Source organism: Bacillus paranthracis (assembly GCF_024296885.1).
Classification (GTDB): Bacteria; Bacillota; Bacilli; order Bacillales; family Bacillaceae_G; genus Bacillus_A; species Bacillus_A paranthracis.
Genome location: NZ_CP101135.1, coordinates 2340950 through 2361448, shown reverse-complemented (window position 1 = coordinate 2361448; position 20499 = coordinate 2340950). Strand labels below are relative to the sequence as shown.

Annotated in this window: 19 protein-coding genes; 3 read left to right on the top strand and 16 right to left on the bottom strand. The window is 32.9% G+C overall.

Features of this window, described 5'->3' with window-relative positions; genetic code table 11:
- Positions 1 to 48 precede the first annotated feature (48 nt).
- Both bla and NLJ82_RS12020 read right to left on the bottom strand, forming a co-directional pair.
- Positions 49 to 978 carry a class A beta-lactamase Bla1 gene (bla, locus tag NLJ82_RS12025; RefSeq protein WP_041185218.1) on the bottom strand — a complete coding sequence of 310 codons (930 nt, stop codon included), beginning with the start codon at positions 976 to 978 and terminating at the stop codon, positions 49 to 51.
- Between the two features lie 228 nt (positions 979 to 1206).
- A complete protein-coding gene (locus NLJ82_RS12020) occupies positions 1207 to 3339 on the bottom strand; it encodes a peptidoglycan D,D-transpeptidase FtsI family protein (protein WP_000662963.1) in 2133 nt (710 codons plus the stop codon).
- A 364-nt stretch (positions 3340 to 3703) separates the two neighbouring features.
- On the opposite strand from NLJ82_RS12020, the gene NLJ82_RS12015 reads away from it, so the two are divergent.
- Positions 3704 to 5470, top strand: a complete 1767-nt coding sequence (locus NLJ82_RS12015) for a peptidoglycan D,D-transpeptidase FtsI family protein (RefSeq protein ID WP_000903318.1) — start codon at positions 3704 to 3706, stop codon at positions 5468 to 5470.
- 11 nt (positions 5471 to 5481) lie between these two features.
- Here NLJ82_RS12015 and NLJ82_RS12010 read toward each other — a convergent pair whose 3' ends face one another.
- From NLJ82_RS12010 to NLJ82_RS12000, 3 genes are all read right to left on the bottom strand, one after another.
- Positions 5482 to 6309: a hypothetical protein gene (locus tag NLJ82_RS12010; RefSeq protein ID WP_001060777.1), complete on the bottom strand. Its 828-nt coding sequence runs from the start codon at positions 6307 to 6309 to the stop codon at positions 5482 to 5484.
- The gene (locus NLJ82_RS12005; protein ID WP_000438320.1) at positions 6299 to 6832 is read right to left on the bottom strand and encodes an RNA polymerase sigma factor; all 534 of its coding nucleotides are present in this window, start codon (positions 6830 to 6832) and stop codon (positions 6299 to 6301) included. The genes NLJ82_RS12010 and NLJ82_RS12005 overlap by 11 nt, the downstream gene beginning before the upstream one ends.
- A 221-nt stretch (positions 6833 to 7053) precedes the next feature.
- A complete protein-coding gene (locus NLJ82_RS12000) occupies positions 7054 to 7647 on the bottom strand; it encodes an SGNH/GDSL hydrolase family protein (protein WP_000265892.1) in 594 nt (197 codons plus the stop codon).
- 142 nt (positions 7648 to 7789) lie between these two features.
- Between NLJ82_RS12000 and NLJ82_RS11995 the strand changes: the two genes are divergently transcribed.
- Positions 7790 to 8161, top strand: coding sequence for a DUF5065 family protein (locus NLJ82_RS11995; RefSeq protein WP_000670601.1), 372 nt, complete (start codon positions 7790 to 7792; stop codon positions 8159 to 8161).
- A 76-nt stretch (positions 8162 to 8237) separates the two neighbouring features.
- Here the strand turns inward: NLJ82_RS11995 and pepD are convergent, their stop codons facing one another.
- The 6 genes from pepD to NLJ82_RS11965 form a co-directional block, all read right to left on the bottom strand.
- Entirely contained in the window at positions 8238 to 9707 is a 1470-nt protein-coding gene (gene pepD / locus NLJ82_RS11990) for a beta-Ala-His dipeptidase (protein WP_000287524.1), read from the bottom strand.
- A gap of 143 nt (positions 9708 to 9850) precedes the next feature.
- A complete protein-coding gene (gene spoIISB, locus NLJ82_RS11985) occupies positions 9851 to 10027 on the bottom strand; it encodes a stage II sporulation protein SB (RefSeq protein ID WP_000852623.1) in 177 nt (58 codons plus the stop codon).
- Positions 10028 to 10102: 75 nt separating this feature from the next.
- Complete coding sequence (locus NLJ82_RS11980) at positions 10103 to 10228, bottom strand: hypothetical protein (protein ID WP_000588712.1); 126 nt, start codon at positions 10226 to 10228, stop codon at positions 10103 to 10105.
- A 112-nt stretch (positions 10229 to 10340) separates the two neighbouring features.
- On the bottom strand, positions 10341 to 11078 hold the full coding sequence (locus NLJ82_RS11975; protein ID WP_002027714.1) for a type II toxin-antitoxin system SpoIISA family toxin: 738 nt from the start codon (positions 11076 to 11078) through the stop codon (positions 10341 to 10343).
- Positions 11079 to 11266: 188 nt separating this feature from the next.
- Positions 11267 to 12004, bottom strand: coding sequence for a 2,3-diphosphoglycerate-dependent phosphoglycerate mutase (gpmA, locus tag NLJ82_RS11970; protein WP_000594123.1), 738 nt, complete (start codon positions 12002 to 12004; stop codon positions 11267 to 11269).
- A 167-nt stretch (positions 12005 to 12171) separates the two neighbouring features.
- Positions 12172 to 12654 carry a MarR family winged helix-turn-helix transcriptional regulator gene (locus tag NLJ82_RS11965; protein WP_000191904.1) on the bottom strand — a complete coding sequence of 161 codons (483 nt, stop codon included), beginning with the start codon at positions 12652 to 12654 and terminating at the stop codon, positions 12172 to 12174.
- Between the two features lie 106 nt (positions 12655 to 12760).
- On the opposite strand from NLJ82_RS11965, the gene NLJ82_RS11960 reads away from it, so the two are divergent.
- Positions 12761 to 14446, top strand: a complete 1686-nt coding sequence (locus NLJ82_RS11960) for an alpha-keto acid decarboxylase family protein (protein ID WP_002027713.1) — start codon at positions 12761 to 12763, stop codon at positions 14444 to 14446.
- 319 nt (positions 14447 to 14765) lie between these two features.
- Here the strand turns inward: NLJ82_RS11960 and NLJ82_RS11950 are convergent, their stop codons facing one another.
- From NLJ82_RS11950 to NLJ82_RS11930, 5 genes are all read right to left on the bottom strand, one after another.
- On the bottom strand, positions 14766 to 15173 hold the full coding sequence (locus NLJ82_RS11950) for a VOC family protein (RefSeq protein WP_000072484.1): 408 nt from the start codon (positions 15171 to 15173) through the stop codon (positions 14766 to 14768).
- Between the two features lie 119 nt (positions 15174 to 15292).
- The gene (locus tag NLJ82_RS11945) at positions 15293 to 16003 is read right to left on the bottom strand and encodes a class I SAM-dependent methyltransferase (protein WP_000787475.1); all 711 of its coding nucleotides are present in this window, start codon (positions 16001 to 16003) and stop codon (positions 15293 to 15295) included.
- 97 nt (positions 16004 to 16100) lie between these two features.
- Complete coding sequence (locus NLJ82_RS11940) at positions 16101 to 16862, bottom strand: ABC transporter ATP-binding protein (RefSeq protein WP_000721676.1); 762 nt, start codon at positions 16860 to 16862, stop codon at positions 16101 to 16103.
- A gap of 11 nt (positions 16863 to 16873) precedes the next feature.
- On the bottom strand, positions 16874 to 19213 hold the full coding sequence (locus NLJ82_RS11935) for an FtsX-like permease family protein (protein WP_041185177.1): 2340 nt from the start codon (positions 19211 to 19213) through the stop codon (positions 16874 to 16876).
- A gap of 6 nt (positions 19214 to 19219) precedes the next feature.
- Positions 19220 to 20467: an MFS transporter gene (locus tag NLJ82_RS11930; protein WP_000623648.1), complete on the bottom strand. Its 1248-nt coding sequence runs from the start codon at positions 20465 to 20467 to the stop codon at positions 19220 to 19222.
- Positions 20468 to 20499 lie beyond the last annotated feature (32 nt).

The following is a 20499-nucleotide window of genomic DNA, read 5'->3' as shown; positions in this document are numbered from 1 at the left end:
TATACATCCAATAACATATGGTAAAGAACTGAAATAACTAAGAGATTATTATTTAATAGCATCAATTACAACTTCAGCCGCCTCTTTAATTAGTTGATTATCATAGGTAGCCTCTTTCTCATCTTTACTAGATAATATTGCGATGATAATTGGTGATCTATTTGGCGGCCAAACGATAGCAATATCATTTCTTGTCCCGTAACTTCCAGCTCCTGATTTATCTGCAACTACCCAATCAGTTGGCACGCCTGCACGAATAAGTTTGTCTCCTGTAGCATTCCCTTTCATCCATTCTGTAAGAATGTTACGCTTTTGATGCGGAAGCGCATTTCCGACCGTAAAATCTTTAAGATTCCTAGCAATTGCTTTTGCTGTACTAGTATCACGAATGTCTCCTGGAATAGCTTCGTTTAACTCTGTTTCAAAGCGATCAGACATAGTAACCCGATCCCCCATCTTTCTAAGCGCTTTTTCATATCCTTTCGGTCCGCCTATTTTATGAAATAAAATGTTCCCTGCAGTATTATCACTGTAACGAACAGCAGCCTCCGCAATTTCTCCTAGTGTCATTCCAGTATCTACATGTTTCTCTGTAACAGGTGAATAATCCACTAAGTCTTCTTTCGTATAAGTAATAACTTCATCTAATTTCTTAGTAGAGTTCTGTTGCAGTAATACCCCTGCCGCTAAAGCCTTGTAAGTTGATGCAAAGGCAAACCTTTCGTTAGGTCGATAAGCGATTGTTTGATTTGTACCAGTATCAATCGCATATAGACCTAATCGAGCATCAAATTTTTTTTCAAGTTGAGAGAACTCTTTATGCGTCGCCTGATTTTTATGTTTCACTTGTCCAGTCTTTTCTTTCGCTTCAACTTGCAATGCACCTCCTGTAAAAGTTACTAGGCTTGTAATACTTAAACCTAATATACCAACACACATCCCTATTTTTAGCATTTTCTTGTTTTTCAAAACTATCATTCCTTTCAAATACTTAATACCTTTTTATACGTACACATAATAGACAATCACCGAAACAAATTTGTTCCATAAACTTAAAAATTTTTATCGCTCGTATCACAGTTATTAATAAAATAAGAGATAACAACTATGACCGCTGCTATCTCTTATTTCACATTTCATCTTTTTACTTATAAATGCCTTTATACAAACAGGGGGTTCTTCCCTGAGAAAAGTACACAAATTTTACTAATTTTGATTCGAATTATCTGTACTAGCAGCTTCATCATGCATACGCTGCTTTTTCAAATCAAAGTATACATCTAAAACTTCCTTTCCGATTATAGAATTAATTCCACTTTTATCATTATGAAGCCACGGAACTACTACTGAGAATGCTACTTCTGGATTATCATATGGAGCATATCCAACTAACGTTAAGTTGTAACATTCCATACGTTCTCCTTTTGCATTTCTACCAATTGGATCATCTCCACCATACACAGTTTGGGCTGTCCCTGTCTTTCCTGCTGGTTTATATGGAGCATTTTTGAAATGCTTTACGCCAGTTCCATCCCCTTCTTGGAATACCCATCTAAACCCTTCTTTTATTCGATCAATATATTCTGTCTTCATATCAATCCGATTTAATACGACAGGCTCTATAGAACGAATAACTTTACCAACCTCTTCTTTAATTGATTGTTCTCGTATTTCTTGTACAATTTGAGGTTGCATTCTATAACCACCATTCGCAATCGTTGAAATATATTGAGCTAATTGCAAGGGCGTATACGTATCATACTGACCGATAGAAAAATCTAGTAAAAAACCAGGTTGACTATCTACTTTTCTCGTTTGTCCAATTATTTCATTCGGTAAATCAATACCTGTTGGGACACCTAAACCAAATTGCTTGAAATAATAGCGCATCGTATCAAATGCTCCTTGTTTAATGTCCAATGAGCCATTTGGTACGTAATTAACTCCCGCAATTTTTAAAGCTGTCTGGAACATGTATACATTCGAAGATACTTGCAAAGCACGTAAATCATTAATATTACCAAATCCGGATACATTCCATGATTTCTTGGCTTGTGTACCTTTAAATTTCATCGGTGCATCATAAAATTGATCTCCTGGATGTATTGCTCCTGTCTCATATCCCGTTAATAAAGTAGCACCTTTTACAGCAGACCCTAGCTCATACGAAGTTGTCATGTTACCTAATGCCAAATCCTCAATCTCTAGTACTCCTTCTTTTTCTACAATCTTTTTGCCTGCCATCGATAAAACCTGTCCGTTATTTGGATTCGTCATGACGACAAAAGCTCGATCGAGCAGCGGCTCAGAACTCTTAAAAGCTCTCAAGTTTTTCTCTATACTTTCTTCCACTTTCTTTTGTAATTCCATATCAATCGTTAATGTTATACTGTTACCACTTTTTCCTTTAGAGATTATTTCTGTGCTAACAATGTTTCCTGCTTTATCAGTAACATTTTTCACTTCTTCTTTTGTACCATGTAATACATCTTCATATCGCTGTTCAATATAACTTTTTCCGACACGATCATTCCGGTTATATCCACGTACTAAGTAAGAATCTAAATTTTCTTTTGGCAGACCTTCTTCACTACTCGTAATATTACCTAATACGGAACGAAACAAATTACCATTTACATAATTACGTTCCCAATCAACCGTTGCATCTACTCCTGGAAAATTCGCAAGATTTTCACTTATCCGTGCATACTCCTCATCTGTTACATCTTTTTTAATAATTTGTGGTGTTAGTTGATAACCCGAACTCATTTTACTTTTAATAGCTAACACCTTTAAATCTTGTTCTGTTAATTCACCCAATTCTACTTCTGTAACGCGATTTCGTCTTAAATCTTCTATTTTTTTATCTAACTCTTTTCCCTCTATTCCCTTTTCTTTAAACTTTTCTATATCTTTTTTAGTAATCTTTGTATCCGCACGTTTCGTATTCAACTGCATCCAAAAATCTTTTTTATCGATATCAGTTAATTTATTAATATCTTGTTCAGGCATTTCTAGTACTTTCGCCAAGTCTTTTGCTGTTTTTAAAATATCGTCACTCGTAATCCCCTTCACCCTTGTATACGTAATTGTACGAAGAGACTTATTATTAACGACCGTTTTCCCTTCTCGATCTAAAATTTGTCCACGCGGAACTGGTATGCTAGTTGTTGCATTTTGACTGTTTTCCACTTGATTCTTATAAGCCTCTCCCTCAACGATTTGTACTTTTCCTAGCTGCATAATAATAGCTGAGAATAGTAAAAATATACAAAGGAACATTATATTTAATCGAATAGATATATATGTCTTCTGCTTCTTTCCTTTTTGTTCTTTCATAAATCCTCCATATAATTCTTCCGGAACTCCTCACTAATACTTAAACGTTCCCTATATATTACAAACCATTATTCGGTTATAAATAGTGTCTTATCTTTTTTTCTAAATCTTTGTAAGTATTAATTCCTTTTTGTATAGCCGCGTAATTAATACATCTCCCTTCCTTTTTTCTCACTTGTTTTTTGTCGCTTGCAATGTGACTCATAATATATTTACACATAGGCTGACTAGTAACTTTTCATACTGATTATTCCTTTCTTCATGCTGTAGTACTTAATAGACAATCTAAATAATAAAGTTGTTCCACATTTACAAAAAAAATAATTAACTATAAGATGAAGTAGGCTACAAAAGGGAGGATTTTATGTTACATACAAAAATAAAAAAATGGGGATTTTTTGCGGTTCTTTCTATTGTAGGTTTGATTTTACTAATTTTATTTAAAATCAACTTCATTTCAATTACTATCGCAACTTCTTCAGCCGAAAGAGGAAAAATCTTTGATCAAAATGGTGTAATACTAGCTACAAATAAGAAAGTTAAGTCTCTATATTGTACTTCTAATGATGAAAAGTTATCGAAACAAGATACATCAAACACATTAGCTTTTTTCGATCAATTTTCAAGTAAGTTTCAACATGATATTTCTTCAGAGAGCATAAAATCTCAATTACAACAATCTTGTAAAAAACAGACTATGCATGATATACCGTTATACTCTGATATAGCTGAGAATGAACTTGCATTCATAAACAAAAACAAACCGAATAATGTAATAATTAAAGATGAATGGATTCGATATTATCCTAAACATGAAATTGGTTCACAGGTAATTGGGTATGTAGAAAGTAACCTTAATTCAAAGCATATGCCGGTTGGAAAAAGTGGGATTGAGCTGCAATATGAAGGTGATTTAAAAGGAAAACCGGGTAAAACTCTTATTTTTAAAATGAATAACAAAGAGTTCTTATGGAACATTCAAAAAGTACAAAAAGGTAAGGATATCAGGCTAGCTTTAGATTCTAAATTGCAACAAAAATCAGAGGAAGCATTACGATCACAAATTAAGAAATTACCTGATGCTAAAGGTGGTTATGCTGTAGTGAGCAATGCAAAAACTGGCGCGATTTTAACTATGGCCAACTCAGCAGTTTTTGATCCAAATATATTACATACACATGTAACAACTAAAATAAATAACATAAAATCACTTTCGCAAAATAAAGCAATTCAAAAATTAAAATATGGTGAGTCTTATGTAAATATGGCTTCTACTATAAAGCCACTTACTATTTTAATTGGATTAAACGAAAAGCTTTTTCAACCTGAAGATACGTATTTAGATAACGGTACTTTTGAGTATGATAATCAAAATAACATTACAAATGCACCCGGAACGCCAACAGGTGAGATTACACCGAGGCAGGCTATCATTAATTCATCTAACACATTTATGACAGCAAAAGTAGCTCTACCATTATTTAACCAACATAATGGAAATGTAGAAAAAGTGGCACATATATGGACAGATTATTTAATGCAATTCGGCCTACGTTCTAAAACCGGGATTGATTTACCCTTTGAAGAAGACGGACAATATGAATTCCATCCCTCTAATAAGTTTGAAAATGGAATTTCCGCTTTATTAAATGCCTCTTGGGGAGGAAATGAAGTGCATACTCCTCTTCAACTTGCTCAATATGCAGCAACTTTAGCAAGTAAAGGTGATAAATATAAACCACAAATCGTAAGTGCTATTATTGGTAAAGATGGTAAAGAAACAAAAAAGTTTAAACCAATTTTAGAAAGTTCAAATCGTTACCCAATGAACTTTTGGAGTGTCATGCAAGGTGGAATGAGTCAAAATATAGAGGAGATTAAAAAGTTGCCCTTCGACGTCGCTGGTAAAACAGGTATTACAGGTTTTCCAAATGAGCAAGCAAGAATGATCAATCATTCTCTATTCATTGCATATGCTCCTACCGAAGATCCACAGATTGCCGTTTCTGTCGTTATTCCTGGTAGTAATTCAGAAAAAAACATTGCTGCTCTCGTTACATCAGAAATTTTAGAGTCCTGGAATACTCTTCAAAAAGAGAATAAAAACAAAAAGGAAGGTTCATTAAAGTGAACCTTCCTTTTTTACCAAATAGAATCTATATTTATTATTTTCCATTCACCTTCATTATTCTTTTCAAACATAAATGAGTATTTAATGTCAGTTAAAACATACTCTTTTTGTACATATCCAGTATTACCGTTAATTGTCGAAATTTTTATATATTCATCATTCTGCACTTTTTCTGGAATCCAAGCTTTTACCATTTCGTTAGATACTTCATATAAAACTTGTGATTCTCGCTTTGGTTCAGCTAAAATTTTCGTTTTATTTCCAGTAACAGTTGCATATATAAAGTGTGCTTGCTTTGGTTGGTTACTTTCTGTCAATCCACTTGGTACTCTGTATACTTGTTTTGTATCATTCGCAAATTCTCCTCCCATTGTAAGAGCGACTTGCAACTCATGAAAAATATCTTCATCAAACTTCAATTCATCCTTCTTATAACTCTTCCCTTTAAATAGAACTTCATCATTTAACGCTTTGTATAGCTCATTTTCATTTTTTGAGTTCGTACTTTGATATAGTTCATTCATAAATTGTTTTAGTGATGGATCTTGAGCAGACTCATCTTTTGTTTTAGGCTTAATTTGTGTACTACTTTGTACTGGTGATTTATTATCATCAAGCCAAGGTTGTTGAACAATAAAAAATAAAAATGTACAAGCTAAAACCACTACAATTGGCAATGCTTTTTTACGAAACAGTCTTGTATGTTTTTGAGAACCTCCCTCATTACTTTCATATATAGATTGCTTTATTTTATAAATATATTCTTCTTCGTTTTTACGGTGTTCCATTGGGCCTTTTTTTAATTTTCTATACCAGTCAGGATTTTGTTTATTGTTCATCACTACTACCCTCCCCTATTAATTTTGAAACCTTACTTCTTGCTCTACTTAATCTAGATTTTACAGTTCCAATGGATACTCCTAGTGTTTCAGCCATTTCTTCATAAGATAATTCATATTTTGCATCCAATATTATTATTTCGCGGTGCTTTTTAGGTAGTTTTAATACAACTTTCCAAACATCATTCATTTCTTCTTGCTTAAAAAATTCTTGTTCTGCCGACACAGTTTGCTTGTCGTCACTAAAAAATCCTACTAAAGATATTCTTTTAAAATAAGATGATTTCAAATAGTTTATTGCCGTATTTCTTGTGATTTTTAATATCCACGTTTTAATAGATGACTCCTTTCGAAATGAATTCCAATTTTTAAATACCTTTATAAATACATCTTGCGTAATATCATCTGATAAGTGTGGATCTTTCGTAATAATAAATGAATAATTCCATACATCTTGCCAATAGTCTTTTATAACATCGTCCAGCTCATCATGATTACACTTTTCAATAAACGTCTGTTCCATTTCCACACCTCAAACTTATTTGAATAAACGTAAAACTACCCTCACTTTTATTATGGTTTCAATATATAGACAAGATACAAGTTTCATTTGTTCCATTTAGTTCGAGTTCTCCAATTGTATCTTTTTTAGATTTTTGATACAAAAAAGAACCCTTATACTAAGGGTTCTGCAACAGAAAATATGAAAAGCCCCCTGCGCAAGGGATTAGTTCATTCAAAAGCTTATTTAGAAGCATCATGTACAGGCAAACTACTAAAGATCAGTTCAGCAACTTTTACATATCCTTTTGAGTTTGGATGAATGAAATCCTTAGACCAAAGCGTATTGTCATTAACTAACTGATGATTCCAAAAATCAATATGATGAAGCTGATGCTCTCTACTCAATGAAAGTATAACTTCATTTGCCTCTAATAATTGTTCTTTTAACACTTGTTTTTTTTCTGTAGAAAATGGAAGTCTGACTGTAAAATCTGGAAGGTTTGCTATCATAATATCAGCACCTGTTTTACTTAATGTATCTATCATACATTTCATATCTTCCTTATATGCATAATGATTCCAACGTCCTTTTAATACGTCGTTTGCACCTGCAATGAGGCTAACCAAATCTGGATTAAAAGTTAACGCCTTTTCCAATTGTTGCGAGCGAATTTCTTTCGTTACTAACCCACGCTTTGCAAAATTGGCATATTCTATATCGTTTACACACAGTTGAACAAAATGATCTACCCAGCTTTTTAATGCTATACCCTCAACTTCATCCCCTATCCCCTCTGTAAAACTATCACCAATCGCTACAAATCGCTTCCACATATGTATTCCCCCTTTATTATGAACCATATCTCTACTATAAATGTTAATATGATTATAGAAGATATTATCATCCTTTAGATTTCACAGCTAGTTTTTTACAAAAACGATTTCTAAATTCCTTATTAATTAGGAGGTCTAAAAGATGAAATTTTTAAGGCAATCAACCATTATTGGCGCATTGACTGTTGGAGTATTTTTATATTCAAATACAATTGGTACGCTCCCACCTGCCTCTGCTGAATCGCAACCTACACAAAAAGAATCACGATTTTTAGATACTTGGCGGTGGCAAAACTATTTTTTATTACATCATAATGCAGATTTTATAGAAGAGTTAGCAGTTGGTGACTTAAAGCATGGAGATACATTCAATGTTACTATATATAATGGTATTGTAATAATGTCATTTGCAGCATGGAGTGCAATTTTTACGACTTTAATCGGAGCGATATCCGGAGCAATCTTTGCTACAATCTCTTTTAGAAATAAAAGCAAAAATGAAATACTTACATAAAAACGAATTTCTAATAAAACTCTATACAAAAAAGTAGCCTATAAAATTTTATAGGCTACTTTTCATTTCATCATTATTACTTAGCTAATTCTTTCGTACCCTTCATTACATCAACGAAGAATCCCCAGTTATTCACAACAGAAGAAATACTAATATGTTCATCTGGAGTGTGAACATTGAATATATCTGGACCGAATGAAATTGCATCTAATTCAGGCATCTTTTGAACGAATACACTGCATTCAATCCCTGCATGTACAGCGAAGATTTCAACATCTTTGTTGTATTTTTCTTGATGCACTTTTTCAAATAAATTACGAATTTGTGAATTCGGATTGTATGGCCATTCTGGATACTCTGACTCGATTTCAAATGTTGCACCAACTAATTCGGCAATACATTTAATCTCATCTGCAATATGTTGTTTTAAACTACTTACAGAACTTCTCACTTCGTTACGTAATTTAATTTCATCTTGCAACGTTTCAATAACACCTAAATTTGTTGAGCTTTCTACTAGACCTTTAATATCCATGCTCATACTTTGAATGCCGTTCGGAATTAAGAATAATGATGAAATAAGTTGCTTTTGTGTTTCTTTAGCAAATACTTTTTCTACTTTCTCATCCAATTTTGTAAGTGTAACATGAACATCTGGATCAACAGCACGCATTTCTTCTTGTAATACTCGTGTCCATGATTCTAGTTTTTCTTCTACTTTCTCTACATCTTCTGTACGTAATACGATTGTAGCTACACTTTCACGCGGAATTGCATTCGTTTTTAATCCACCGTGAACTTCACTTATATCAAATTGAATATTTACTGATAAATCATGTAATACTCTTGCTAATACTTTGTTCGCATTACCGCGTTGTTTATCAATTTCCATACCAGAATGTCCGCCTTTTAAACCACCAACATATAGACGGTATACATCCATATTCGCTGGTGCTTCATCCCAAATTACTGGAATCGTTTCAACAGCTTTTGCACCACCTGCGCTACTTACAAGCAATTTATGATCTTCTTCAGAATCAATATTAATAAAAATCTTTCCTTCAAAATGATTTGAATCAACAGCGAAAGCTCCGCCCATTGTCGTTTCTTCTTCAGTAGTAATAACTACTTCAAGTGCTGGATGCGGAATGTCTTTTGAATCTAATAAAGCTAATGCATATGCAACTGCAATACCATTATCAGCACCTAAAGTCGTTTGATTTGCATATAACATGTCCCCAATAATTCGCAATTCAATTGGATCTTTATCAAAATCATGTACGGTTGCTTGGTTTTTTTCACAAACCATATCCATATGCCCTTGAATAATAATAGCTGGTACATTTTCATAACCAGCAGTCGCTTCTTTTTTAATAATGACATTTAATGCCTCATCTTGAATCACTTCTAAATTACGCTCTTTCGCAAAGCCAACTAAAAAATCACTAATTTCCTTTTCATTACCTGATCCTCTAGGAATCTTTGAAATTTCTGCAAAATGATAAAACACAGGGTGCTTTGTTAATTGTTCTAAAGTAGAATACATTTTTAAGCTCCTCTCAAAATAACAAAATAATATGTAAGTCTTTTATCATTATACCATGATTCATTATTTTCACTTTCTATTTCATACTTTAATATCTGCTTGTTAAACATTTAAATTGCATATAAAAAGAGAAAGAAAATGCACTATGCATTTTCTTTCTCTTTTTTTGCTCTCATATATTTTGAAGTACCACTATTCATTAATTTCTCTAACCGATTTATATTTTCCGTCAATGCACCTTTCACAAGAGAGAAATCTGTATTTGGTTCTTCTTTTTTTTCTTTAAAAAATGAAGACTTTTGTACATTTACTTCAGCCATCTCTTCTCCCCCTTTTCAAAAAGATACAATCTTCTATTTATATTATATCGTAAATGTAAATAGCATGTACACGTATCATTTTCTTTTTAATTCTTCTTCTAATTCTTCTACTTGCTGTAATGTATCTCCTTTTATTAACGAGAAATCTGTTGTATCTTCATTATCTTCTTTAAAAAAATCATTGTCATAATCTTTTATCACTACAATCACCTCTACGTGCTAGTGTAGGAATGATTGTCCGATTTTATACAAGTTTGTCTAAATTCGCTTTACCTTTATGTATAAGTGAAAAGGACAGAAAAAATTTCTGTCCTTATTTACTAAAATAACTATGATGTATTGTTAAATTATATACATTTTCAAAATCTCGATCTTGCAGGTTATTTTTCTTTCCATCAATAACAATGAAAACATCACTCACTATTTTTGCTGGTATAATTCCGACATTTTCTACTTGTACTGCTCTCTGCTCATTCAATTGCTCAATGTACTCTAACGGAATAATCGTACTAAATTGAGAACGGATACCACGAAAGTTTGTATTTAATTCCTTTGCCGCTTCAAATACAACAATTTTTGCTCCAATCTTTTCCCCATACGAATCTAAAAATACGTTTAAGCTTTTTGTATATTCTTCCTCCGTATGCCATTCCATCGTACCGAACACTACTGGATTGACATTTTGAATGATTGATGTGTATATTTCTCCTCTTGCTTTAGAAGCAATTAATGACCGTTTTATCGATTGAACCGTCTTGCCGATATCGCTAAATTTCGCTCCCCATATTTCTGAAATATTAGGTGTTAAAATAAATGCAATATCAACGAAAATAACCATTGCAGTGAACATTAAAAGATTTTTCCAGAGGGTTAAATCAATTCCTTTTATCATGAAATACACGGTGACTGATATTATAAACAACCCATACCAAGTCTTTCTAATACGTTGCTTCTTCTCCTCGTACAACTCTTCGTTTTTCCAATAAAAGAAAACAAGTATTAGAAAAACGATTGCTAAAATAAATAAGCCGATTCGAATGTTAGAGATCACCAATGACATCACCCTCCATTCAAAAACTACTCACGATATCATTACATGCACAAGCAACTCTCTTTATGACAAAAGACGTGGACAAGCTTCTAAATTTAGCTACATTGCATATACATTAGAAGGTGCCACGTCTTTTATCCTGAATCTACATTGTATATGTAGACAAGCATGGGTTTCAAATTTTCATGTTAAAAAGTAATATGTTTCGGAATTTCTCCTTCAGGTACTTCTCCATCCATACTTAAGTAATAATGGCGAATCGGACGTAAATTTTCGTCTAATTCATACACGAGTGGTATGCTCGTTGGAATATTTAATGAAACGACACCATCGCTTGAAAGATTATCTAAATATTTTACTAGCGAGCGAATTGTGTTACCATGTGATGAAATGATTACTTTGTTACCATTCTTTAATTTCGGCGCAATTTCTGAATGCCAATAAGCAAGTACTCTTTTCTCCGTATCCACTAAACATTCTGTCAATGGAAACTCACCTTTTTTCAGTGCTTTATATCTTGGATCATTCATTTCATACCTGGGATCATCCTCAGTAAGAGCAGGTGGTCTTACATCAATACTTCTTCTCCAAATATGAACTTGCTCCTCACCATATTTTTGCGCGGTTTCATCTTTATTCAACCCTTGCAATGCACCATAATGTCTTTCATTTAGCTTCCAACATTTATGTACTGGCACCCAGGCAAGATCCATCTCATGAAGTACAATCCATAACGTCCGAATTGCTCGTTTTAATACAGATGTATAAGCTACATCAAAAGTATATCCGTTTTTCTTTAATATCGCTCCTGCTTCTCTCGCTTCACTTAATCCTTTCTCTGATAAATCTACATCTGTCCATCCAGTAAAGCGATTTTCAAGATTCCATAAACTCTGTCCGTGACGAATAAGTACAAGTTTTATCATTATAATTCCCCTCTCGGAAATGTGAATTTTATTGTTCCATTGCGTACACGTATAAAGTATCTAGTAATGTATCTTTTTATCCATTCACTCTATGATAGCTCCATAGTTGCCAAATGTATGGATAAATTTTGTTCTTTTTCAAACTATAAAAACAGATATATTTCTCATTATTTTTGATCGATTGCAACTTCCCGTTTCGATAGCCAAGCGTCAAAACCTGATCGGCTATGTGCCATTTCATTCATAACTTGATGCCAATTTTCTTCACACGATTCACCAAATTTTAAAAAAATAGCACCCATTTGTTGTCTTTGTACATCGCTCAGTTTTTTCTCTAAATCGGCACCTTGTTCTGTTAAAGATAACTGTTTCACACGGCGATCATGTGTAGCTTCATTACTCTCAATTAAGCCCTTTTCCACAAGTTGTCGTAATGGTCCGTGTAGAGCCTGTTTACTTATTTCTAACAGTGATAATAACTCATTTACGCTTATACCTGGAAAGCGTGCGATAAAAAATAAAATTCGGTGATGTACTCGTTGTATGCCATACTCTTTTATAATTTCATCTGGCTTTTCAGTAAATGTTTTATATGCAAAGTAAAATAAGGCTAATGCTTCATTCATCTGTTCTTCTTTATGTTGTGTCATCTACTTTCCCCCTGTATGTAAATTATACCACATTCTCGTAATGAATTTTTAAATCCATACTCTAGAGCTACTTTCGTTTATTACAAGACAGCAAAACAATGAGGAGATGATTCACTTGAAAACGCAATATACTGTTAGTACTTATTTATTAGACCGACTAAGCGAATTAGGAATTGAACATATTTTTGGTGTCCCTGGTGATTATAATTTGGCTTTTTTAGATGATGTAATAGCACATGAAAATGTAGAGTGGATTGGCAATTGTAATGAATTAAATGCGGCATATGCTGCTGATGGATATGCTCGTATAAAAGGAATCGCTGCTCTTATTACCACTTTCGGTGTTGGAGAATTAAGCGCCATTAACGGTATTGCTGGATCATATGCCGAAAATGTACCTGTTATAAAAATTACGGGGACACCACCAACAACAGTAATGGAAAATGGAGCACTCGTTCATCATACGTTAGGTGATGGAAAGTTCGATCATTTTTCTAATATGTATAGAGAAATCACGGTGGCACAATCAAAATTAACACCTGAGCATGCCGCTGAAGAAATTGACCGTGTGTTACGTGCATGTTGGAGTGCGAAACGCCCTGTTCATATTCAATTACCGATTGATGTGTATAATAAACCAATTAATAAACCTACGGAACCGATTTTACATAAACCAGTTGTAAGTAATAAAGATGCGCTGGATAAAATGCTTCTACATGCCACTTCAAAAATAAACAGTGCCAAAAAACCTGTAATTTTAGCGGATTTTGAAGTAGAACGATTTCACGCTAAAGAATATTTATATCAATTCGTAGAAAAAACTGGGTTTCCCATCGCAACGTTAAGTATGGGAAAAGGAATATTCCCAGAAAAACACCCTCAATTTATAGGGATTTATACTGGTGATGTAAGTTCTCCATACTTGCGTAAACGAATTGATGAATCTGATTGTATTATTAGTATTGGTGTGAAGTTAACTGATACTATTACAGGTGGCTTCACACAAGGTTTTATGAAAGAACAAGTTATTGAAATTCATCCCTACACTGTGAAAATTACAGATAAAAAATATGGACCAGTTGTAATGAAAGATGTTTTACAACATTTAAGTGACTTAATTGAGCATCGCAATGGGGAAACGCTTGATATTAAGCCATTTATTTCAGAATCACTATCTATTACTGAAAAGTTTAATCCAAAGCCACAAATGGTTACACAAAAACGTTTTTGTCAACAAATATACCATTTCTTACAAGAAAAGGACGTCTTACTTGCAGAACAAGGAACACCTTTCTTTGGTAGTGCCACTATCCCTTTACCAAACGACACTACATATGTAGCGCAACCATTATGGGGATCGATCGGCTATACATTACCTGCTCTACTTGGTACACAGCTCGCTAATTTATCGCGGCGCAACATTTTAATTATTGGTGATGGTTCTTTTCAATTAACTGTCCAAGAATTATCAACTATACTACGTCAAAATTTAAACCCAATTATATTTTTAATTAACAACAATGGTTATACTGTTGAACGTGCAATTCATGGTCAAAACGAACCGTATAATGACATACAAATGTGGGATTACACAAAACTAGCGAACGTATTCGGAACAGAAGAAAAAAGCCTAACATGTAAAGTGGAAAATGAAATAGAGTTACAAGAAGTCTTAACTAAAATAAGTAATGATAAGGATCAACTTACCTTTGTTGAAGTTGTAATGAGCCAAGGGGATCAGCCTGAACTGCTAGCTAAACTTGGGAAAAGATTCGGCCAACAAAATTCTTAATATAAAAAGCATAACCTAATTATATAAAAAGAAAAGGATGGAAAGTGCCACCCTTTTCCTTTTATATATACTATTTTAAGAACCTTCTTCGACTAAAGTCTCGTGTGACAAGTCAAAATTCTTAATCAACCTTTAACTTTATAGCTTTTGTAGCAATAAATGTTTTAATATGCTTATCTAATATCCTTGTTCCACCAAAATCATCCTCATAAAAAGGCATTACAAACCTGTTGACAGTTGGAATACCTTTATTAATGTTATTTAATTTCTCAAGCTCTTAACCGAACCCATTAAACAAATAAGCTACAATTTTTCTTTTTTATTCAGCAAGTGTTAACTGCCAAGACACACCATACTTATCATTTAACCAACCAAATTTTTTACTAAACGGATAGGCACCTAAAGGCATAAGTACTGCTCCATCCTCCGCTAGTTTATTAAAAGCTGTTTCAATTTCTTCTTCCGTATCACAAGTTACATAAAGAGACATAGCTGGCGTAAATGTAAAATTATGATTTACATAACTATCTATGCACATGAACTCTTGCCCGTGTAATGTAAACGTTGCATGAATGACAGTACCCTCTTTACCAGGTCCGTTTTCATCGTAACGAGAGATACTTACAATTTCTGATTGATCGAATAGCGACGTGTAAAAATTCATCGCTTCCTCAGCTTTTCCTTCAAACATTAAAAACGTAGTAATTTTTTGATTTGTGTTACTCATTTAGAGACAACCCCTTGTTATGTATTTATGCAAAATATACATCGGTTAACAAAAACGAACATACATTCTCATAAGTGTATTGTCTATAAAAACGATGAGTTTGTCAATTATCTACATTCTTATTTCTTCTTAAATAATGCTGTCCAAAGAAATGATTCTCCAAACATAGTATTTGGTTGTTCAATCTGTTCCATCTTTCTAATTTCAATCACTTCAAATCCTTTAAATATCTCTCTTAGTTTTTCTTCCGAATAAGCAAGACCTCCTTGTAAACTCCATCCTCTATATACGTCCCAATCTGTTATTTCTGATCCATTTCGCTCATCTAAATCACCTGCCGCGAAACACGTTAATCCGAAATAACCACCTGATTTCAATGCGTTTTTAATTAAATCCACATAATTGACTCTTCTATGTGGTGGAATATGATGTAAACAGCCCGAATCGTATACAAAATCAAATTCATTTTGAACCTCTAAATTGAAAATTGAATCACAAATAAATTCAATTTCTACTCCTTTTGCTAACGCCCTCTCTTTTGCCCAGTTAATGCCTTCTATAGATAAATCTACTGCTGTTACATCAAACCCTTCATTTGCTAGATAAATTGCGTTTCTACCCGGACCACATCCAAGTTCCAGTACTTTTCCTTTTGAAACCCGCTTTTTTTGTATATACGAAACTAGATTCTCATCTGGAACATTTTCAAAAAACGGAACATCTTTTTCTCTATTCGCATAAAATTCATTCCAAAATGGTTCTGCTGGTCTTAATAATGAATCCAGCATTTTAATAATATCTTCTTGCGTGTGCAACGTTTCATTTTTCATTTGCACCCCTCCAATTTTAATATTCAGAAAATTATTATATATCTTTTAGAACTTTAAGACAAAGAAAAACTCCTACATTCAATAGGAGTTTTTCTCTTTAAAATCCAAGTACAGCTAACCAGTTTAACAACTTCTCTTCTCGCGCTTTTAAATCATCGTTCCTAAGCTTACCTAACTGTATTTCACTAACAATTTCTCCGTCCGCCATAAAAAGAATTCTTTCTGTTTTTGCTGCTACTTTCACATCATGAGTGACTAACATAATGGTCGTTCCACCACGATTAATATTTAATAATATTTGCATTACTTCTTCTGTTGATTTTAAATTTAAAGCACCAGTCGGCTCATCTGCAAAAATAATATTTGGATTATTAATGAGTGCTCTACAAATAGAGACTCTTTGTAATTGCCCCCCAGATGCTTCGGTTATATAATGAGACGCTATATCACTTATCCCCATATTCTCCATTAGCTCTAGAGCACGTTTATTTACTATTTTCTTACTCTCACATTTCGCTAAATATGCTGACAAGATGATATTATCAAATAGGTTCAAGTTTCTAAGAAGGTTGCTCTGCTGAAAAATAAATCCTATTTCAGTAAGGCGCAACTTGGCTAACGCTTCTTCTTTCATACGAGATATTTCTTTACTACCAAATTTCACACTTCCTGACGACATTTGATCCATTCCACTAATATTATATAATAACGTCGATTTCCCAGAACCAGAAGGCCCCATAACTGATACAAATTCTCCCTCATAAACCTCTAAATCTATATTTTTTAGCACATAATAATTTGTATTTCCATCTATTGAATATGTTTTATTTAATTCCTTGACTTCTAAAATTTTTTTCAAGTGATACACCCCTACTCCCCATTTGGCTTTACATCGTTTGTTTGCTTCATAGTAAAACTACTGAAAAGTGTTGTTGCAGTCACACATATACATAATATAGCTGGACATATTACATAAGAAACGATAGGATTTACGACAAACTTTATATGAGCTGCTCCCATAAATGACCCTAACCAACTTACTAACATTTCACCAAATGTAGCAGCTATACATGTCCCTATCACAATGCCTAATAATACAATGAAGATAGAACGTGTTATATACTGTATACGAATATCTTTACTAGAAAAACCGATATTTTTCATAATTAAAATTTGCGAAGAATCTTTTGCTAATAACAGTTTAAAAAACATCGCAGTAATTAAAACTGATATCAATATCGCAATTAAAATAGCCACTTGCGTCACGAGTCTTAATTGTTTAATTGTCTCTCCTAAAGTTTGCGTTACATAATCATTTGTATCTGTTATTTTTGCAGAACTAAAATTCTGTTTATACTCCTTCACTTTTTCTTGCAAATCCACTTTAGGCTTCATATCTACATTTACTACATACCATAATATATTTTCATTATTATTCGAAAAACTAGCTTTAGCTGTTTTCCCGCCATTTGTTACATCTTGATACATACCACTAATCGTAAGTGTTTTCTCTTTCCCATCAACAAATAAAACGATAGAATCCCCTACATTCTTTTTTAATTCATTTGCGTTCAAATAAGAAAGAGCAATTTCATTTTCATTTTTTGGTGCCCTACCTTGCATATAGTCTAATGGAAATGTAGTGAAGTCTCCCACTTCTACATGTAAGTTTTCATGTGTACCATCAGCGCTTACCATTTTAAATGTACTCGTTACAAATGTTGCATATTTTTCTACTTCATCATCATTTCGTAAATATGATATAACGTCCTTAAATCGTTTCTCTATATTTTCAGTTTGCTGTAAATCTATTCGAATATCACTTTTTCCTGTTCCCATATAATTAACAAACTTCGGTGACTGAATCGTATACAAAAAGTTAATAGGTACAACAATCATAAACACAGCTATTATTAATACGATACTTAATACGCGATATAACTTAAATCTTTTTATAACATCTTGTATACCAATAAATATATTTACATTTGTAAATTTAGTTTGTTTGAGTGAAAAGGATTTTCTAATCTTTCTTTTTCCTAGTTTATCTCTTGATTGTAAAGCGTCTATTGCTGTAATTCCCCTAAAATTCCGCAAAATAATACGACAGAACAGGATAACGACTAAAAATAACAATGTTGTAATTATGAATGGCACAATATTGTGTAAAATGCTTTTATTTGCCGCCCCCATATAAAGGGTGATATTTGAAGTGAAGATTTTTGTAATAAATAGTGAGAGTATATATCCACTTATACATCCACCAGCTGAAATCACAATATATTTTGTTATATATAATTTTTGAATATCTTTGTTATGAATCCCAATTGCTTTCATAACACCAATTTCTCGATAATCTTCTTCCATCGAAGTAATGATCGTAAATCTAATACATAACATTGCAATTAACATTAATAATCCACTTATTATGATAAGTACTGCAGCTATTATTCCATCTGTTAATGAATTGAGTGTTTTAAATAGTGAATACGTAATAGAGGGACCTTTTTGTGGTAAGTTCGATGACTCGTATAGATTTTCAAATTCATTTATTTTATTTTCGTCTGTTAGCTGGAATTCAATAAGATATTCGCTTTCTCCAAAATTTCTTTTTATTCTTTCAAAATCTTTATTGCTTATTACAAATCGTTTTGAACTAACGATTGATGGGTTCATTTGAACATCACGAACAAATGCTGAAATCGTAAATTCCAGTTCATTATTATCTTTAATAACCCATATTTTATCTCCCATCCGCAAATTATATTTTTGCATATAATAAATGGGTACACCTATTTCCCCTTTCCTAACATCGACCACTTCATTATTTAAATTTAATAAAAAATCAAACTTACTATTTTGTTTCACGAAACTAATGTCCATTACACTATTATGTTCTGCTTGATTTTTCTTTTTAATAAAAATGTTAGATCCATTTATTTGAACCATCTCAGCCGTTTGCTGTTTTTTTACAAACGGATTTTTTTCTACAAAGGAATCAATTGACTTTTGATTTACTTCTCCTGCATGCATTTGTACGAAGTGCGGTGCGTTTGATACTTTAACCAATTGATCCATTGAGTTCAATAGATTGATAACATTACTTGAAGCACTAGCCATTAAAAGACTTGATAACATGATAAACATAAATAAAATAGTAATTATCATTTTATTTTGAGAGAAATCTCTTTTTAACATTCTCCTAATCATATAAAGCTAGTTCCCTTCATTGGATAGTATTTTCTTCGTCACAACTGCTATTAATAACATTATGAAACTAATAACTAATATAGGTAAATAAATTTTCATACTGAATTCTTCAAACATAAAACCATAAACGACTTGCCCAATCGGTGCCATGCATTGGGATACCGCTGTTATAATTGCCATTACTTTTCCTAAGTTCTCATTTGGTGTTTTCTTTTGAACTACAGTAATCACATAGATGGATACAATTGTCATGATCATTGCAATTAAAATAGAAGCAAGTATAAAGAGGATAAATGGTGGATAGTGTCCTAAATTAAGAATAAATGGTGTGACCGATAGCGCCACCGGTATTACTAATAGAGCTATAATAAGCATCCAATAATATAATGTTTTCATCTGTAACTTTTTAGCAAAGAAACCGATTGACAATGCACCTAATATGGTGGCAAAATCAATTAACCCCATCCCAATTCCATACATCGTATCGCTAATCTGCATAGTTACTCGTAAAATAATAGGTCCTCCAACAATAAATAACGGTGTCAAAATTAAGTTTAGTAAAGTTGCAAGTAACATAGCCTTCAAAATAAATGGTTGTTTTAAAACATATATAAACCCTTCTTTCATATCCTTTACAATTGTCGGTATGATATGGCTTTCTTGCACTCCCTTTATAAAAGGTATTGTAATAAACATTTCTAAAATCGCAGATAAAAAGAAAGCAAGACAACTGATTATCACGAGCATTTTCAAACCAATTATGCCGTACAATATTCCTCCTAATACAGGAGCAACTATATTAGATAATGCTTGCACACCATTTACGATACCGTTCGCTTGTTCTAACTTTTTCTCTGGAACTAATTGCGGAATACTTGCCATTACAACTGGTGCGTACATTGCACTAATGATCGCCAGTAAAAACATAATTGTTCCAATCAATAGAATAGATACAAATCCAGTAAATAACAAAACTATAAAGCTTAATACAATCGCAGTATTTATAAAATCAAAAATAACCATTACATTTCGACGATTGAAACGATCTGCTATCGCTCCGCCAAGAGGAGCTAACAAAAACGGAATACTCGTTATCGCATATAATCCTGCGAATATATCAGCACGCCCTGTTAAATCTAGCACATATAATGACAGAGCAAAACGTAAAAGTGTCGAACCTAAAATAGTAATAATTTGCCCACTCACCATTAAATAAAAATCTTTCATCGAAGGTTTTATACTAATAGATATCATAATCACACCCTTCCTTTAATTTAGACCGACTG

Bases quoted from the DNA above. Each gene is read 5' to 3' on its own strand.
- bla (WP_041185218.1), bottom strand. From the start codon at position 978: ATGATAGTTTTGAAAAACAAGAAAATGCTAAAAATAGGGATGTGTGTT.
- NLJ82_RS12020 (WP_000662963.1), bottom strand. From the start codon at position 3,339: ATGAAAGAACAAAAAGGAAAGAAGCAGAAGACATATATATCTATTCGA.
- NLJ82_RS12015 (WP_000903318.1), top strand. From the start codon at position 3,704: ATGTTACATACAAAAATAAAAAAATGGGGATTTTTTGCGGTTCTTTCT.
- NLJ82_RS12010 (WP_001060777.1), bottom strand. From the start codon at position 6,309: ATGAACAATAAACAAAATCCTGACTGGTATAGAAAATTAAAAAAAGGC.
- NLJ82_RS12005 (WP_000438320.1), bottom strand. From the start codon at position 6,832: ATGGAACAGACGTTTATTGAAAAGTGTAATCATGATGAGCTGGACGAT.
- NLJ82_RS12000 (WP_000265892.1), bottom strand. From the start codon at position 7,647: ATGTGGAAGCGATTTGTAGCGATTGGTGATAGTTTTACAGAGGGGATA.
- NLJ82_RS11995 (WP_000670601.1), top strand. From the start codon at position 7,790: ATGAAATTTTTAAGGCAATCAACCATTATTGGCGCATTGACTGTTGGA.
- pepD (WP_000287524.1), bottom strand. From the start codon at position 9,707: ATGTATTCTACTTTAGAACAATTAACAAAGCACCCTGTGTTTTATCAT.
- spoIISB (WP_000852623.1), bottom strand. From the start codon at position 10,027: ATGGCTGAAGTAAATGTACAAAAGTCTTCATTTTTTAAAGAAAAAAAA.
- gpmA (WP_000594123.1), bottom strand. From the start codon at position 12,004: ATGATAAAACTTGTACTTATTCGTCACGGACAGAGTTTATGGAATCTT.
- NLJ82_RS11965 (WP_000191904.1), bottom strand. From the start codon at position 12,654: ATGACACAACATAAAGAAGAACAGATGAATGAAGCATTAGCCTTATTT.
- NLJ82_RS11960 (WP_002027713.1), top strand. From the start codon at position 12,761: ATGATTCACTTGAAAACGCAATATACTGTTAGTACTTATTTATTAGAC.
- NLJ82_RS11950 (WP_000072484.1), bottom strand. From the start codon at position 15,173: ATGAGTAACACAAATCAAAAAATTACTACGTTTTTAATGTTTGAAGGA.
- NLJ82_RS11945 (WP_000787475.1), bottom strand. From the start codon at position 16,003: ATGAAAAATGAAACGTTGCACACGCAAGAAGATATTATTAAAATGCTG.
- NLJ82_RS11935 (WP_041185177.1), bottom strand. From the start codon at position 19,213: ATGATTAGGAGAATGTTAAAAAGAGATTTCTCTCAAAATAAAATGATA.
- NLJ82_RS11930 (WP_000623648.1), bottom strand. From the start codon at position 20,467: ATGATATCTATTAGTATAAAACCTTCGATGAAAGATTTTTATTTAATG.